Annotated in this window: 14 protein-coding genes, 1 tRNA gene and 1 pseudogene; 11 read left to right on the forward strand and 5 right to left on the reverse strand. The window is 61.7% G+C overall.

Annotation, left to right across the window (positions count from 1 at the left end):
• Positions 1 to 1,533: 1,533 nt before the first annotated feature.
• Positions 1,534 to 1,665, reverse strand: coding sequence for a M50 family metallopeptidase (locus KHP60_RS25945; RefSeq protein WP_213566780.1), 132 nt, complete (start codon positions 1,663 to 1,665; stop codon positions 1,534 to 1,536).
• 2,679 nt (positions 1,666 to 4,344) lie between these two features.
• Here KHP60_RS25945 and KHP60_RS23895 point away from each other — a divergent pair.
• The 3 genes and pseudogenes from KHP60_RS23895 to KHP60_RS23905 all read left to right on the forward strand — a co-directional run bounded on the left by KHP60_RS23895 (position 4,345) and on the right by KHP60_RS23905 (position 6,126).
• On the forward strand, positions 4,345 to 5,559 hold the full coding sequence (locus KHP60_RS23895) for a GNAT family N-acetyltransferase (protein WP_213566781.1): 1,215 nt from the start codon (positions 4,345 to 4,347) through the stop codon (positions 5,557 to 5,559).
• Between the two features lie 33 nt (positions 5,560 to 5,592).
• Positions 5,593 to 5,721: pseudogene (locus tag KHP60_RS25950) on the forward strand (IS5/IS1182 family transposase); the annotation flags it as partial.
• A 90-nt stretch (positions 5,722 to 5,811) separates the two neighbouring features.
• A complete protein-coding gene (locus tag KHP60_RS23905; RefSeq protein WP_213566782.1) occupies positions 5,812 to 6,126 on the forward strand; it encodes an EthD family reductase in 315 nt (104 codons plus the stop codon).
• A 328-nt stretch (positions 6,127 to 6,454) separates the two neighbouring features.
• Here KHP60_RS23905 and KHP60_RS23910 read toward each other — a convergent pair whose 3' ends face one another.
• Positions 6,455 to 6,880 carry a cupin domain-containing protein gene (locus KHP60_RS23910; RefSeq protein ID WP_213566783.1) on the reverse strand — a complete coding sequence of 142 codons (426 nt, stop codon included), beginning with the start codon at positions 6,878 to 6,880 and terminating at the stop codon, positions 6,455 to 6,457.
• A gap of 349 nt (positions 6,881 to 7,229) precedes the next feature.
• A tRNA-Ala gene (locus KHP60_RS23915) sits at positions 7,230 to 7,305 on the reverse strand.
• 182 nt (positions 7,306 to 7,487) lie between these two features.
• Here KHP60_RS23915 and KHP60_RS23920 point away from each other — a divergent pair.
• The 3 genes from KHP60_RS23920 to folD are packed head-to-tail and all read left to right on the forward strand — an operon-like array spanning position 7,488 to position 9,008.
• On the forward strand, positions 7,488 to 7,778 hold the full coding sequence (locus KHP60_RS23920) for a YggT family protein (RefSeq protein WP_213566784.1): 291 nt from the start codon (positions 7,488 to 7,490) through the stop codon (positions 7,776 to 7,778).
• A gap of 13 nt (positions 7,779 to 7,791) precedes the next feature.
• Positions 7,792 to 8,109 (forward strand): DUF167 family protein, encoded by a 318-nt coding sequence (locus KHP60_RS23925; protein ID WP_213566785.1) that lies wholly within the window; start codon positions 7,792 to 7,794, stop codon positions 8,107 to 8,109.
• A complete protein-coding gene (gene folD / locus KHP60_RS23930; RefSeq protein WP_213566786.1) occupies positions 8,106 to 9,008 on the forward strand; it encodes a bifunctional methylenetetrahydrofolate dehydrogenase/methenyltetrahydrofolate cyclohydrolase FolD in 903 nt (300 codons plus the stop codon). Before KHP60_RS23925 ends, folD begins: the two co-directional genes overlap by 4 nt.
• Positions 9,009 to 9,108: 100 nt before the next feature.
• Here the strand turns inward: folD and KHP60_RS23935 are convergent, their stop codons facing one another.
• Complete coding sequence (locus tag KHP60_RS23935) at positions 9,109 to 9,723, reverse strand: hypothetical protein (RefSeq protein WP_249689097.1); 615 nt, start codon at positions 9,721 to 9,723, stop codon at positions 9,109 to 9,111.
• A 200-nt stretch (positions 9,724 to 9,923) separates the two neighbouring features.
• Entirely contained in the window at positions 9,924 to 10,811 is an 888-nt protein-coding gene (locus tag KHP60_RS23940) for a LysR family transcriptional regulator (protein ID WP_213566788.1), read from the reverse strand.
• Positions 10,812 to 11,012: 201 nt separating this feature from the next.
• Between KHP60_RS23940 and sdhC the strand changes: the two genes are divergently transcribed.
• The 5 genes from sdhC (at position 11,013) to KHP60_RS23965 (ending at position 15,341) form a co-directional block, all read left to right on the forward strand.
• On the forward strand, positions 11,013 to 11,408 hold the full coding sequence (gene sdhC, locus KHP60_RS23945; protein WP_213566789.1) for a succinate dehydrogenase, cytochrome b556 subunit: 396 nt from the start codon (positions 11,013 to 11,015) through the stop codon (positions 11,406 to 11,408).
• A 12-nt stretch (positions 11,409 to 11,420) separates the two neighbouring features.
• A complete protein-coding gene (gene sdhD / locus KHP60_RS23950) occupies positions 11,421 to 11,840 on the forward strand; it encodes a succinate dehydrogenase, hydrophobic membrane anchor protein (protein ID WP_213566790.1) in 420 nt (139 codons plus the stop codon).
• 11 nt (positions 11,841 to 11,851) lie between these two features.
• Positions 11,852 to 13,660, forward strand: coding sequence for a succinate dehydrogenase flavoprotein subunit (gene sdhA / locus KHP60_RS23955; RefSeq protein ID WP_213566791.1), 1,809 nt, complete (start codon positions 11,852 to 11,854; stop codon positions 13,658 to 13,660).
• Positions 13,661 to 13,675: 15 nt separating this feature from the next.
• Positions 13,676 to 14,458 carry a succinate dehydrogenase iron-sulfur subunit gene (locus KHP60_RS23960; protein ID WP_213566792.1) on the forward strand — a complete coding sequence of 261 codons (783 nt, stop codon included), beginning with the start codon at positions 13,676 to 13,678 and terminating at the stop codon, positions 14,456 to 14,458.
• A gap of 313 nt (positions 14,459 to 14,771) precedes the next feature.
• Positions 14,772 to 15,341 (forward strand): AprI/Inh family metalloprotease inhibitor, encoded by a 570-nt coding sequence (locus KHP60_RS23965; protein WP_213566793.1) that lies wholly within the window; start codon positions 14,772 to 14,774, stop codon positions 15,339 to 15,341.
• Positions 15,342 to 15,621: the final 280 nt, after the last annotated feature.

Consider the following 15,621-nt stretch of genomic DNA (forward strand, 5'->3'; position numbering starts at 1 on the left):
GGAACGATTATCTCCTCTACAACAAGAAGACCGGCATCCTCTCGTATGACGCCGACGGCTCAGGCGCAAAGGCGGCCGTGGAGTTCGCCCAGCTCGGCAAAAACCTCAAGCTGACCTACAAGGACTTCTTCATCGTATGAGGTGAGCCCATTTGATCTGGTGAGAAGCGTCCCGCCCGGTCGGGCGGGGCTCCTTATCATTTGAGGCTGTTACCCAGCGAAGCTGATGGGAAATGCCCATGTCCGATCTCGACATCTGTATGGATCTGAATCCTGTTCGATTGGGCGCAGAAGAGATGAGAGCTCTAGATCGACGTTGAAGGAATTGCGGAGCTCAACCAAGAAAATTTCATAGATATTGAACTTGAGCTTTTGTGCTTCGTTGTGTTTGTTCCGCAAAATTGCGTACTGAGCCTGCCGACCGATCTGCTATATGATGATTGCAGCCAGCAAAACCGCTCCGGCTTACGAATCATAGCCGCTTTGACTTCGGCACCGGATGCAATCCACTGTTATATGAGTGGTGCCGTATAGTAGCGAAAAATCAAGAATCGAGAACAGCGATGCCGATCGCCCTACCTGAGCAATATCTATTCTAGTCTCCTCCCTGTCAGAGAGCAGAGGGCATGTTGAAACCCCGTAGCGCCGGCTATGCCTTACCTTGACCGTTCACGGCTCCTTTGGCGCTGGCACCCGCCCGCCGGTCGACTTCAATGGCCACGGATGACCAGAACTGGAAACCCTGCTCGCTCCCTCGCGCGCGGCAATAAAACGCCTGCTGCCGGGCACAGGCATATGCTGCCCTGCCCTCATATGCGATCAGGCATATAGCCTCGTACTCAACTGCCGTGAGGCCGTCATCCCGCCGACGTTTCGCGAGTTGAGTGAGGGCGTTGCGGATGTAACCGATGAGGCGCTTCATCATGGCCAGTATGGATAAGTGATGCTACGGGTCAATCACCCGTGTAGGACCAAACCTTCAATCATGGCCGCGGGATCTGTTCGGGACCGGGCGCCTTGTGCGCAACAGGGGAAGGTCGGTAGCAACGGGCAGGAGATGATCAAGATCCATGCTGACGAAATCTAAGCCGGAAGGCGCAGGGCCGCCGCCTGTACCAAGCGGCAGCGAGCGCATTGTGCGGAAAAGTGGACCCGGTTTTCGCTGACGCGGCCCTCTGGGTCCGCTCCGGGCGATGCACTGCTCAAGGCTATCAAAATTTGTGAGTCACTAACGAAGAGACGCTGAATTTCATCAGCCGAAATTCCCTCCCGTTGCTCAAGCTCCCGCGCCAGGATGGCGACCTTATCGGCATACCTGGAGACAACGGCGTCCGCTCGCTCTCATCCGTGCTGATAGAGGCGCTCCTGGGCCTCCTCATCGTCGCGAAAGGCGCGACGGGTGATGACAATGGCCTCCCGTTCTTCCCGGAGGGTCTCTTCATCATTGATATTCTTGACCCCGCTTCGCTCGGCTCCGACCCATCCCGCTGTGCAAAATGCGATCTGTTCAAGTTCCGGAATAGGACCGGAAAAGTCATATGGCCGCGGCGCTGAGATCAGAGGTAATCCGCATCCGTTCGACCTTGTAGCCGAGTGCCCATCCGAGAACAGCGTGTCCAGTTTCGTGGAAGGCAGTTAGGCGACGGGCATGGGGATCGCCGCTCATCGTTCTGACTCATAGCGGTGCTCGCGCGTAGATGGCCGCGCGACATTGCATGACGTCCGGCGCGGAACTGTTCCGGGCGCATGCGTATAGGCCCATCAAGGTGGGGACTCTACCCTCGCAAGCGTCCTGGTCGAGGTTCTGCGCCTCCCATGGTCCAGATTTCAGGCGCTCTCATCCGGAAGTCTGTCAAGACCCCTCAGTCAAGTCGCTCCGCCTTTGAGTGAAAACCGCACTTCAAAATCCGGACAAGGCTGCTTGCGGGATCTGAGTAGAGCGCTCTGAACAGCGAATGAAAGGTGAAGGCACTCCAGGAATGATAGCAGCCAACCGACTGCTGACGATCAGCTTGTTAGCCGTTGGCTGTCCGTATGCCATCGGCGCGCGGGTGGAGGGCCCGACTTCCTGCTTCGGCGGACCCATGTTCTGACGGTGGCTTGGACCAACTCGAGTTCCTGCTGAAGGCCTGTAAGACGTGTTAACAGCTCGGCATCCGTCAAATGCGCGACGGGCGGACGCTGATCCTGACCCAAGTTACGGATCCTCTTCAGGAGAACCGGACCAATCTCGGGGGTTGCAAGCCAGCGGGCGTCCGGTATCTCGGCCACTTCCTGCTGGCTCGGGCAGCGCCCGTTGAACTCATTCCGGATGACGGTGCGAACCCGTGGCGAAAACAGGTCCAGGGGAAATGGCTCATTCATCGGCATCTCTTCTGTCCCAAGCGAAAGGAGGTCTACGATGGCAGGCTCTGATCTTGGCTTCGCTACAGCAGAATAATGGCTAAGCTTAGGCATGCTAGCCTGACTATCCCTTAGAGTTCCAAGCCAATCCAAAGGGGAGGGCTTCCGGATCTGGCGGCGAATTCTGTGGTCGCGCGTTCTTGGGATTCGGCAGGGATCTGTGACAAGATGTGCTTGCCTTGAAGCTGCGCCAAAGACAGACCGATCCGTTCCTCGCTGTAACGCACATCTGTCTTACGCCACAGAATCTCAGCATCCGGAGGGGCATAGGCTCCTGCTTCATTCCTATGTTCATGCTGGCGATTCACAGTGAAACCAACTAATACCTGCTGCGATCTCATAGGAGTTGACAGCTCCTGTGCCATTCCGGCTCCAGCCAAAAACAGGAAAGTCAGTCGTTCTAACTCCGTCGTGGAGCGGAAGGTTCTTCCCTTCCGCGTGAGTCAATTCCCTCTGCTGCATTTGCCAGCTCCTTCATTGGAGCGAGCCTTCCGCGGGCCAGCATTGAGGGCTGCGAAACTTTTGCTCCTTAAGCGGGAACAGGATCTTTCATCATCGTTGGAGCCTGAAAGTGGCCTATACGATCGAGTGAATGGCTCGGTGCGGCTTGTCAGCGCCGCATTGAGCAGGACATGGATCTCCATTGGCACCTTATGCTGCTGAAAGTCCGACAACGACTGGAGTAGTTCCGCAGCAAGCAGAGGGAAGGGCAGCGCTAAAATCGTGAAGGGAGAAGCGTGTTCTCCTATCCAGCGCCATCTGGTCCTGCATCGGATCGACCTAAGGCAGGGCATACCCCCTAAGTTCATCTCGGGAATGCTGAGGTGCCACGGTGACTTTCGGTCAAGCCGCCAGTCCGAATTTCGCGCAGCGTCCAGGACGGAAACCAGATGAGGAGTGCGTCTCTTCCGCTTGAGCTACCTCCAAAAGCAGTCTAGCCATGCGAAGGCTTGCGATTAAACTGCATCTAACGCGGGTGAAGCAGGCGACGTCGAGGGACCCCCTCGAACGGCGGCGGGGCAGCACCGTCCCACCCGCTCCACATTGCCAAGCGGCATCCGTGATCCACACTGACACTCGAGAGCCTCTTGGCGTGGTGAACATGGATGAAGCCTGCGCCATGCTCACCATGACGCTTTGGGAAACTGCAACAGGAACAGGGCGGCGAGCCATGCGACGTAAGGAGTTGATCAAGGCAGTGCCAATCTCCGGGCCTCATCTGCAGCGAACATGAGAGCCGACAAGGACAGTGAGAAGCACCAGCAGGCTGCCGTTTAGGCGTCCGCCAAGCGAACCCACTTCGAGATCGTGGACAACTGTTACGACGAAGTCGTGAGCGGAGCCGATCACAACACAGCGTGTCCAACTTTGCAGCCATGATGGGACGTATTGCTGCTAAAGGCGTCAGGGGCGCCAACGTCGAGACGGCGAACTGTCTCGCCTGTGACCTGATCGTGCAGGGGACCGGCCAAACTCATCCGGCAGGTGCTCAGGACCGTGAGTTCGAGAGGGCTATGGTGATCTCAAAACTGAAGGGGCTCGGGAGCGCAAGCGGGCGACGGCGTGAAGGTTGAGGAGCGGAAGAACTACGTCATGATCAAGCCGGAGATGGTCGCCTTGGCCAAGAGGTTGCGCCTGTCCAGGGTCAAAGGCCGGCAGCGGACTTTACGCGGGATTTCGGGCGCACTGGCAAAGGCGGGGTTCGATATGCGCGATGCAGCCCCATGCGAGAGGTCGCGATTGCTAAAATGGTTGGGGCTTAGGAAAACCCTAATGGCTACGCAGATGAAAGTTGTACTGGAGCAGATCCTAGCAAAAGCCGAATTCACCTTTCAGTTAATACGGACTACCCTTCATGGGAGAACGTATAATCCCTATGTCTGTTTTATTTATGCGTATATTTTAGGTATTCTTTCTCCTTTGGGCGATCATAGAGACTGCTATGCCCGATTTGCAGCCTGAAATACGCACGGTTTCCGTTCGTAATATTGAAGAAATAGCCACGCATTTCGATGCTTGGGATCATCTTGCCTGGGAGGCGCCCCAAAGGCTCCCGCCCTTGCTTCCGGATTGGGTCGATGCCTTCCTGCAGCACAAACTGAGTCCCAGCGAGCATTGGCTATGTTGCTTCGCCTATATCGGGGACAGGCTCGTGGGCGCGCTCCCTGTAATCATCACACCGCACCGGATCCTTGGCTCATCTTGGCCTACCCTGCGCACACCGTCCGATGTACTGACTCTCTCCGGGGATGTGCTGCTCGCATGTGATCAGGCAAAACCCGCTTTCGAGGCTCTGCTGGTGGAGTTGCGTCACCAGGTGCCGCATCATCTAAGTCTTGAGTTGAAAGCGGTGAGGCAGAACTCCCCTGTTTGGGAGGCCGTCAAGGGTGGGATCCATGGCTATGCCATCCGCTTCGGATTGCACTCCCAGTATTCGCTCCTCAACGTGAATGGGGACGCTGACAGCTATTGGTCCAGCTTAGGCAATATGCGCCGGAATGTCAGGCGATACAGGAAGAAGCTTGAAAGCCGTGGACAGGTTACGGTCGAGATAAGGAAAGGATCAACTGCTACTGAAGGCCTCCTCGCCAAGTATATGGCTCTTGAGGCTTCCGGCTGGAAGGGTCGCACTGGTACTGCCATGACTACCAGTCCCTTCTACGCGACCTTAATCCGGAACTTTGCTGCACGGGGCAGGTGGGAATGGCACATCATCAGGGTCGGGGAACGTATTATCGCTCTGGGAATGGGAGTTGTGTGCGGCGCGGCGTTGATGTTGCCAAAAATTGCGTTCGATGAGGAGTTCGCGGATTGCATGCCCGGCAGCCTTCTGACGGCGGAGGTAATCAAGTCCGGGTTCTCCAGGCCAGAACTTGATGAGATCAACCACCTCAGTAACTCGGATTGGCATGGCTTGTGGCGGATGTCTCAGGACAAGTACGTTGATGTCTATCTCATACGCCGCTCTATCGCCTCGTTGCTGTTCCAGCTTCCGCGGGTGGCAATCCGGTCCGCGTACCACAACATTGTGCGTCCACGCATTCCTGCCTTCGTGAAGGAGGCTCGTCGCAAGTTCGCGCGCAGGGGGGATCGCAAACCTCGAAGGGCGGCAGACAGTCGACCTGCTCATTCAGATTCAACACTGACGCAGGATTAGAAGAGCAAGTAACAGCCAGCCAAACGCCGCCCGCCGTTCAGCGCCGTCCTCTATCGCTACCGCAACCTCGTCGAACGCTTCTTCAGCAGACTCAAGCACTTCCGTGCCGTCGCCACCCGCTTCGAAAAGCACAGCGAAAACAACCTTGCTCTCGTCAAACTCCCTTGGCCAAAATCTGGATGCGCTTTACGAGTCGGTGAGCTAGAAAAGCCCCTCGGACGCTCGGAGAGGCGTTCAGGCAGGAGCGCGACCATGATCAAGATGAGCGTCTACTATCCGGCCGATGGCGGCTCGAAGTTCGATCACGACTACTACCGCACCCGCCACATGCCACTGATTCAGGAACGGCTCGGCGATGCCTGCCTGCGCTACGAAATCGATAAGGGCCTTTTGGGTCGCGAACCTGGAAGCGCGCCAGCGTTCGTCGCGGCGTGCCACATCTACTCGCCGACCCTGGAGACATTCCAGGAGGCGTTCTTTCCCCACTCCCCGGAGATCCGCGCGGACGTCGCCAACTATACGGACATCGTGCCCATCGTGCAGATCAGCGAAATCGTTGAAGGGTAGGGGGCTTCGGCGCGTCAGGCATAGCCGGTGAACTTTCCGGCATCGGCGTAGTGCTGGCGCACCTGATCCATGGTGACGGAGCCGGTGCCGAACCGGTCGACGATCGGGAACATGTGGTTGCCGTTGAAGCGAAAACTACTTTGCTCTCGTCAAACGCGCAGCAGCCAAAATCTGGATGCGCTTTATGAGTCGGTGACCTAGACCTGTGGGAAGGGCCGGCGCCTCGGTGCAGTGGATCCCTCACAGGCGAGGCCTTGCAGAGATGCAGGGCCTTCGCTTTTTCGGGCTGCGGATTTCCGATAAACGGTTATGGCACTGGAATCTTGAACTAATGCGGTGCTCCCATCTCGGAGTAAGGAGCCTCTGGCGGAGATACCTGAAACGCCACGACCCGTGCCGGGTCTTGCCCGGGGTTGCTGGCTCGCATCATCGTGTTGGCGGGTTCCAGAAATGCCTCCCCCGCTTTGAACTGATACACCCCTAGGTCCTTGATCTCGATCTCGACGACTCCTTCGATGACGTAGCCAACAATCGGTGTTGGATGGCTGTGCCACGCGGCGTCTATCATGCCTGATCGAATGGTGAAGGGGCGCACCCGCGCCTCTAGCAGAGCCCCCTTCGGCAAATCGGGCATAACTCCCTTGAGGAGGGTGGGATTCGGGATCTCCTTGAGCCGGACCGGCTCACCTTGCTGCTGGGCCTGGGCAGGTAGCGCCAAACAGATGCAGGCGAATACGAGAACGAGGCTTCTCATGCCGCACTCCTTTAAAAGAGAAGCGGAACGGTAACACATCTTAGTGGGTGAGGCTGCCTCCTCGGACGGGTAAGACGATCGCCTGCGCTGTTCCGATACGACCGCTTATGTAGCCTGTTCCTGAGCCCCCGCTCATGCTGCAGCATCGGCCCTGGAGGCAAATGTCTTTGAAAGGGAAGAATACCTTCTCGCCGGACCTGAGCTTTCCAGGAGGAGCCGCGCTTGCGGATCGTCGCCATTATCGTTTTCAGTCGAACTGTGACTACGCTCTGGCGGATTGGCTTGTCTGGCTGTTGGGAGCACTTTGGCGTCAGGGCTGAAAGCTAAAGCTATTCAGTACCTTAGGACTTGGTGGAGCTGAGGGGAATCGAACCCCTGACCTCTGCAGTGCGATTGCAGCGCTCTCCCATCTGAGCTACAGCCCCGGTCGATTCCATCGAGCCAAGTGGCGCAAGTTTTAGGCCTCCCGGCTTCAGTCTGTCAATCGGTCGGCGAGGGGTTGGAGACGGCATCGGGGCGGGACCTGACAGCCTGGCGAGGCGGTTATGGGTTGTTCAGCTCCGCTTCAAACGCTACATGAGCAACGCCGATCCCTGACAGGTTTTCCATGCGCGCGCTCCTCAACGTCATTCTGCTGGCTCTGCAGCTCTATACCTATCTCATCGTCGCCTCGGCGATCCTGAGCTGGCTGGTGGCCTTCAACGTGGTCAACACCCGTAACAATTTCGTCCGCTCGGTCTGGAACTTCCTGGATGCGGTGACCGAGCCGGTCCTGCGGCCCATCCGGAGCATCCTGCCCAATCTCGGCGGGGTCGATATTTCGCCCATCATCCTGATTCTGCTGATCATTTTCATTCAGAACCTGATCGTCGACTACCTGATGCCGATCGCCTTCTAAAAGGGCGCGCCGCGTGGCCTGGAGCATCTGCCCCGGTGGTCTCGAAGTCCGGGTCCGGGTGACGCCCCGGGGCGGGCGCGATGCCATCGACGGGGTCGAGACCCTCTCGGACGGCAGGCCGGTGCTGAAAGTCCGGGTCAGGGCGGTGCTGGAGGACGGGGCGGCCAACGAGGGCGTCCGGCGCCTGCTCGCCAAGGCCTTGAAGCGTCCGGCCTCGGCGGTCCGCTTGGAGACGGGCGCCACCGCCCGGCTGAAAACATTCGTGATTTCCGGCGAGGGAGAAAAACTTTCCGCCGCTCTCGCCGCTTTGACAGGACGGACAGATCCATGAGCGCCACGATCATTGATGGAAAAGCTTATGCCCAGGGCCTGCGCGCCCGCATCGCCGACGCCGTTTCCGGCCTGTCGGGGCAGGGCGTGACGCCCGGCCTCGCCGTGGTCATCGTCGGCGAGGATCCAGCCAGCCAGCTCTATGTGAAGAACAAGGCGCGCCAGACCGTCGAGGTCGGCATGCACTCCTTCGAGCATGTGCTGCCGGCCTCCACGGGCGAGGCCGAACTCTTGGATCTCGTTGCCCGGCTCAATGCCGATCCGGCGGTAGACGGCATCCTCGTGCAATTGCCGCTGCCGAAGCAGATCGATGCGCAGAAGGTGATCGAGGCCATCGATCCGGCAAAGGACGTGGACGGCTTCCATCCCATCAATGCCGGGCGGCTCATGACCGGCGTGCCCGGCCTCGTCTCCTGCACGCCTCTAGGCTGCCTGCTGCTCATACAGTCGGTGCGGCGTGATCTCGCCGGGCTCAATGCCGTCGTGGTCGGGCGGTCCAACATCGTCGGCAAGCCCATGGCGCAATTGCTCATCGCCCAGAGTTGCACGGTGACGGTGGCCCATTCCCGGACCCGCGATCTTGCCGATGTCTGCCGCAGCGCGGACATCCTCGTCGCCGCCGTCGGGCGGCCCGAGATGGTGCGCGGCGACTGGGTCAAGCCCGGCGCCATCGTGATCGACGTGGGCATCAACCGGGTGCCGAACCCGGCCGCCGGCGAGGGCAAGACCAAGGTGGTCGGCGACGTGGCTTACGCGGAGGCGGCTGAGGTCGCTTCCGCCCTCACGCCGGTGCCGGGCGGTGTCGGCCCGATGACCATCGCGTGCCTGCTGCGCAATACCCTTGAGGCCGCCTGCCTTCGGCGCGGGCTCACGATGCCGGCGGTGGATTTCGCCGCCTGAACATCGATCCCAAAAGTGATGTCCGCTTTTGAGATCGATGTTCACTTTTTCATGAAGCGCATCGTTCGGAGCGGCCCGCTGGGTCCGCAAGATGCGCAGATCAGTTCGCCGCGAAGCAGTAGAACAGCCCCGCGCCGCCCGTGCCCCGCAGGGCATCCTGGCTGCATCCACCGCGGGACGCATGGGACGAGTTCCAGGACTTGGCCGGTGGCGACTCGTCCAGGCCCATGCGGTCGTGGTGGCCCGTCATGGCCGCCCCCTCGGTGCCGCTCTTCGTCCAGTTGCCGCAGGTCATGTCCTGATTGCCGGTGAAGGCGGTGCCGTCTGCTTGAGAGCCGGTGAGGATGTCGTGCTGGTTCGGCTGGTCGCCGCGGCCCTTCACCATCTCGCCCTTCTCGGTCAGGGCCGTCTGCTTGGTGAGATTGTTGTTAGGCCCGTGCAGGTCCGCCACGTCCTTGGCGATGACCGTGCCCTTGGCGTTCTGCCACGGACCGCGCCCGATGCGGTCTTTCGCATTGGCGACCGTGCCGCCTCCCGCGGCTTGTGTCGAGAGATAGGCCCGCCACATCTTCCCGCGAATGCCCGCGGCTTCGGCCAGGGTCTGGCAATGCCGGTCAGCACCTTCGAGACCGCCGAGATCCGCGCCCTTGCCGGAGCCGACGCTGGTGACGAAGAACGTGGTGTCCTGGGCGCTCTGCGCCTGAGCGGCTCCCATGGGAGCGAGGGCAAGGAACCCGATCGAGGCGATGAGCCGACCGCCATTCGTTTCGCGCATTGTTTCCTCCGTGGATGGATTGCGACCGTCCTTGTTCGAGACGGACTTTTCTACAGACAATCCTGGCAGGAGAATCATTCCCTCCTCACGGCGATTTGAGGGCGGGAAGGAGGGGAGCGAGTTCCCAATGGCCTGATCGGTCACGCCTCCTTGCGCAAATGCTCGACCAGTTGCCGCGCCGACGGTGGCAGGTCCTTGAGGGAGCGGATGCATAATGTGAGGTCGCGCGCGGCCCAGGCATCCTCCAGCTCTACCGGACTCATCGTCATGGTGCGGGCGGCGCGGCGGGCGGTGGTTTCGGGTACGATGCCGAGGCCTACGCCGGCCTCCACCATGCGGCAGACGGCATCGAAGCTGCGCAACTGCACCCGCAGGCGGATGGGTCTGCCGATGCGCGTCGCCTTGCCGGCGAGGAAGCGCTGAAGGGCGCTCGCCCGGTCGAGGCCCACGAAATCATGCTCCAGCACTTCGGCGAAGGGGACGCTGGTGCGGGCGGCGAGGGGGTGGCCTTCCGGCACCACGAGCACGAAGCGGTCGCTGCGGAACGGATAGGTTTCGAGCCGCCCCGTATCGACGGTGCCGGCCACGATGCCGAGGTCGCCGACACCTTCGGCGATCAGGCCGACGATCTCGTCGCTCAGGCGCTCCTCCAGGTCGATGGAGACCTGCGGGTGCTCGGCCAGAAAGGCGCCGAGCGCCTCGGGGAGGAACTCTGTCAGGGCGTTGGTGTTGGAGAGGATCCGGATCTGGCCGGTCAGCCCGCCCGTGTACGAGCCCAGATCCTCCCGCAGGCGCTCGGCCTGGGCGAGGAGGGTACGGGCATGCTGGAGCAGGGTCCGGCCGGCCGGCGTCGGGGTCACCCCCGCCCGGGTTCGCAGGAGGAGGGGGGCGCCGAGGGACTTTTCCATGTTGCGGATGCGGGTGCTCGCAGCCGCCAGCGCCAGATGAGCCCGTTCGGCCCCGTGGGTGATGCTGCCGGCCTCGACCACGTGCCGGAAGAGGCTCAGATCGGTGAGATCGAATTGCATAGGGATCCTTCGTCATTCGCGAAGGGAGATAAGAATAATTAAAAATTGTGCGATAAGCGAGCCTGTAGCAAACTTCGCGGCTGACGAAGTGTGCCTCCTGTCGCCGGGTTGGGCAGAAGGCGCATTGCGGTGTTGCCGCGCTTCCGTTACGAACCATTCCAAACTACGGGCGGCCGACGTCGCCGATCAGGAGTGAACACCATGGCTGAGGCGAAAATGGCCCCGCGGCCCTTGTCCCCGCATCTTCAGGTTTACAAGTGGAGCTGGACGATGGCGATGTCCGTCGCCCACCGCATCACGGGCATCGCGCTCTATGGCGGCATCGCGCTTTTCGCGATCTGGCTCGTGGCCCTGGCCTCCGGGCCTTCGGCTTTCGATGCCATGCAGTGGTTCTTCGGCTCGCCCATCGGCTACCTGATCCTGTTCGGCTATACCTGGATCCTGATGCACCACATGCTCGGCGGCGTGCGCCACCTGGTGTGGGATTTCGGCCATGGCATGGAGCCGGCGCAGCGCATCAACATGGCCCGCTTCACCCTCGTCGGCTCGATCGCGCTCACGCTGGCGATCTGGGTCGTCGCCTTCATCGCTTTCTGAGGAGACCGGACCATGGCCGACAACAGGGCTGACACCCGCGTTTCCATGCGCACCCCGCTCGCCCGCGTGAAGGGGCTCGGCGCTTCCGGGCACGGCGTCGAGCATTGGTGGGTTCACCGCATGACGGCGGTGTCGAACATCCCGCTCATCATTTCCTTCGTGATCATCATCGCGGCGCTTGCAGCCTCCCCGTCCTACCAGGAGGCGATCGCCATCATCTCGCATCCGCTGGTGGCGATCATCCTCATCCTGGCGGTGATCTCGGTCACCAACCACATGCGTCTGGGCATGCAGATCGTCATCGAGGACTACGTCCATGACAAGGGCCCGAAGATCGCCGCCGTCATCGCGAACAACTTCTACGCCGTGATCGTCGGGGTGGCCTGCCTCTATGCCATCCTCAAGGTCAGCCTCGGCCGCATCCTCGCTTAAGGAATTCTCTCATGGCTCAAGCAACCAACGGCAAGGCCTATACGATCGTCGACCATACCTTCGACGTGGTGATCGTGGGCGCCGGCGGCGCGGGTCTTCGTGCCACCGTCGGCTGTTCGCAGGCCGGCCTTCGCACCGCCTGCATCACCAAGGTGTTCCCGACCCGCTCGCACACGGTGGCGGCTCAGGGCGGCATCTCCGCTTCGCTCGGCAACATGGGGCCGGACGACTGGCGCTGGCACATGTACGACACCGTGAAGGGCTCGGACTGGCTCGGCGACCAGGACGCCATCGAGTACCTCGTCCGCAATGCCCCCGCGGCCGTCTATGAGCTGGAGCACTGGGGCGTGCCCTTCTCCCGCACGGCCGAGGGCAAGATCTACCAGCGTCCCTTCGGCGGGATGACGACCGATTTCGGCAAGGGCACGGCCCAGCGCACCTGCGCGGCCGCCGACCGCACGGGCCACGCGATCCTGCACACGCTCTATGGTCAGGCGGTGCGCAACCAGACCAACTTCTTCATCGAGTATTTCGCCCTCGACCTGATGATGGATTCCGACGGCCGCTGCGTCGGTGTCGTGGCCCTCAACCAGTCGACCGGCGAGATCCACCGCTTCCGCGCCCACATGACGATCCTCGCCACGGGCGGCTACGGACGCGCCTATTTCTCCGCGACCTCGGCCCATACCTGCACCGGCGACGGCAACGCCATGGTGCTGCGCGCCGGCCTGCCGCTGCAGGACATGGAGTTCGTGCAGTTCCACCCGACCGGCATCTACGGCTCGGGCTGCCTCATCACCGAGGGCGCGCGCGGCGAGGGCGGGTACCTCACCAACTCGGAAGGCGAGCGCTTCATGGAGCGCTATGCGCCGTCCGCCAAGGACCTCGCCTCCCGCGACGTGGTCTCGCGCGCGATGACCATGGAGATCCGCGCCGGCCGCGGGGTCGGCAAGAACAAGGACCACATCTATCTCCACCTCGACCACCTCGACCCGAAGATCCTGCACGAGCGCCTGCCGGGCATCTCGGAAAGCGCCAAGATCTTCGCGGGCGTCGACGTGACGAAGGAGCCGATCCCGGTCCTGCCGACCGTCCACTACAACATGGGCGGCATCCCGACGAACTATCACGGCGAAGTGCTGACGCTGAAGAACGGCAACCCTGACACGGTGGTGCCGGGTCTGATGGCGCTGGGCGAGGCGGCCTGCGTGTCCGTGCACGGCGCCAACCGCCTCGGCTCGAATTCGCTCATCGATCTCGTGGTGTTCGGCCGCGCGGCGGGCCTGCGCTGCGCCGAGATCCTGGAGCCGAACGCCCGTCACGCGGATCTGCCCAAGAACGCCGACGAGCTCTCGCTCTCGCGCCTCGACAGGTTCCGTTATGCCAACGGCTCGACCTCGACCGCGGACCTGCGCCTCCAGATGCAGAAGACCATGCAGAACAACTGCGCGGTGTTCCGCACCGGTGAGGTTCTGGAAGAGGGCCGGAAGCTCATCCATGACGTCTGGAATGCGGCCGCCGACATCAAGGTCACGGACCGCTCGCTGATCTGGAACACCGATCTTCTCGAGACGCTCGAGTTCGACAACCTGATCGGACAGGCCGTGGTCACCATGGAGGGTGCCGCGAACCGTCAGGAATCCCGCGGCGCGCATGCCCGCGAGGACTTCTCCGAGCGCGACGACAAGAACTGGATGAAGCATACGCTCGCCTGGCTCGACGACACCTCCCACAAGGTGACCCTCGATTACCGGCCGGTGCACACCTACACCATGTCGAACGACATCCAGTACATCGAGCCCAAGGCTCGCGTGTACTAAGGAAGACGAAAAACGATGGCTCAGTTCACGCTTCCCAAGAACTCCAAGTACACCGAAGGCAAGACCTGGCCGAAGCCGGCCGGGGCCGCGAACCTTCAGGAATTCCGCATCTACCGCTGGAACCCGGACGACGGTGCCAATCCGCGCATCGACACCTATTATGTCGACCGCGACGATTGCGGCCCGATGGTCCTCGACGCGCTTTTGTGGATCAAGAACAACGTCGATTCGACGCTGGTCTTCCGCCGCTCCTGCCGCGAGGGCATCTGCGGCTCCTGCGCCATGAACATCATGGGCGGCAACACGCTCGCCTGCACCCTCGGCATCGACGATTGCGCGGCGGGTTCCATCAAGATCTATCCGTTGCCGCACATGCCGGTGCTGAAGGATCTGGTGCCGGACCTGACGAGCTTCTTCGCCCAGCACGCTTCCATCGAGCCTTGGCTGCAGACAGAGACGGCGGAGCCCGAGACCGAATGGCGCCAGACCCCGGAAGAGCGCTCCAAGCTCGACGGCCTCTACGAGTGCATTCTCTGCGCCTGCTGCACCACCTCCTGCCCGAGCTACTGGTGGAACGGCGACCGGTTCCTGGGCCCCGCGGCCCTGCTCCAGGCCTATCGCTGGCTCATCGACAGCCGCGACGAGAACACCGGCGAGCGCCTGAACAACCTGCACGATCCGTTCCGGCTCTACCGCTGCCACACGATCATGAACTGCGCCAACACCTGCCCCAAGGGCCTGAACCCCGCCAAGGCTATCGCCGAGGTCAAGAAGATGATGATCGCCCGGGTGGTGTGATGCTGCGTCGGTGACGCTTCCTTGCAACAACTTCACGAAAAGGCGCCTCAGGCGCCTTTTTTTGTGGTTTGCTATCCCATATGTCGAGGCCGGACCCATGTTGGCCTGGGTTCATATTCCTCTTTGTAGCTTAGGCTGGCGCGTCGTGCGGAACCGGAGGTCCGCGTCGGCGAAAAGTGGACCCGGTTTTCCGCAAAGAACGATGCGCCGTTCAAGGGATTGAGCATCGGACCCGTAAGTGGAGTGCACTTACGGGTCCGATGCTCTAGGCAATCACCCGTCCGAATGGACGGATAGGCATACGAGGACCAAGATGACGAAGCCGCTGTGGCTGACGACTGCTGTAATCTGCTCCGCCCTGGCGCTCGGCGCGTGCTCCTCGACCCGCCTTGGTGGCCCGCCGTCCCGCGGGGCCGGGATGGCGCCGATCACCGAGGTTCCGCCGGTCGAGGCCGTGCCGTCGGGGCCGATCGAGGCGGCTCCACTGCCGCCGCTCGCCGGCGCGCCTGTTGCGCCCGATATGGCGGCTCCCCCGGCCGGCGGGACCGATATCGCCGGACTGCCGCCTGCGCCCCCGCCGCCGACCGTCGCGGCGCCGGCTCCGTCCAGCCGCACCGCCATGGTCGGCAACTGGAGCGTCCACACGTCCGGCGGCAATTGCCGCCTCCAGCTTTCGAGCTCGCCAGCCCTCGATCTCTACCGGGCCTCGGCGTCCGGCTGCTCGAACCAGGACCTGTCCAAGGTCAATGCCTGGGACTACCGCGACGGCGAGGTCTATCTCTATCAGACGGGCGGCGCCGTGACGGCGCGCCTGCGCGGATCGTCGTCGTCGCTCAGCGGCGTACTCGCCAAATCCGGCGCGCCGCTCAGCCTGACACGGTAAGGCCGGCGGGGGCCTCAGCCTTCGACGAACGAGCCTCTGCCGTCATGGCCGGGCCTGTCCCGGCCATCCCGATTAGTTGATGCGCGGCGCTCTTCACATCGGGATCACCGGCGCAAGGCCGGTGATGACGTCGGAGAGTGGGTTTCCTGTTGGATTCTGAGCTCGACTTTGGCCATTTGACGGGCTGCATACTGAGCGCATTGGAGGCGGCGAAGCGAACGATGCGGTAGGCTGGCGTGTCCCCGCCAAGAGACACCGCCATGCCACACCTGCCCGCCCG

The sequence above is a fragment of the Microvirga sp. 3-52 genome, from assembly GCF_018383585.1.
Lineage (GTDB): Bacteria > Pseudomonadota > Alphaproteobacteria > Rhizobiales > Beijerinckiaceae > Microvirga.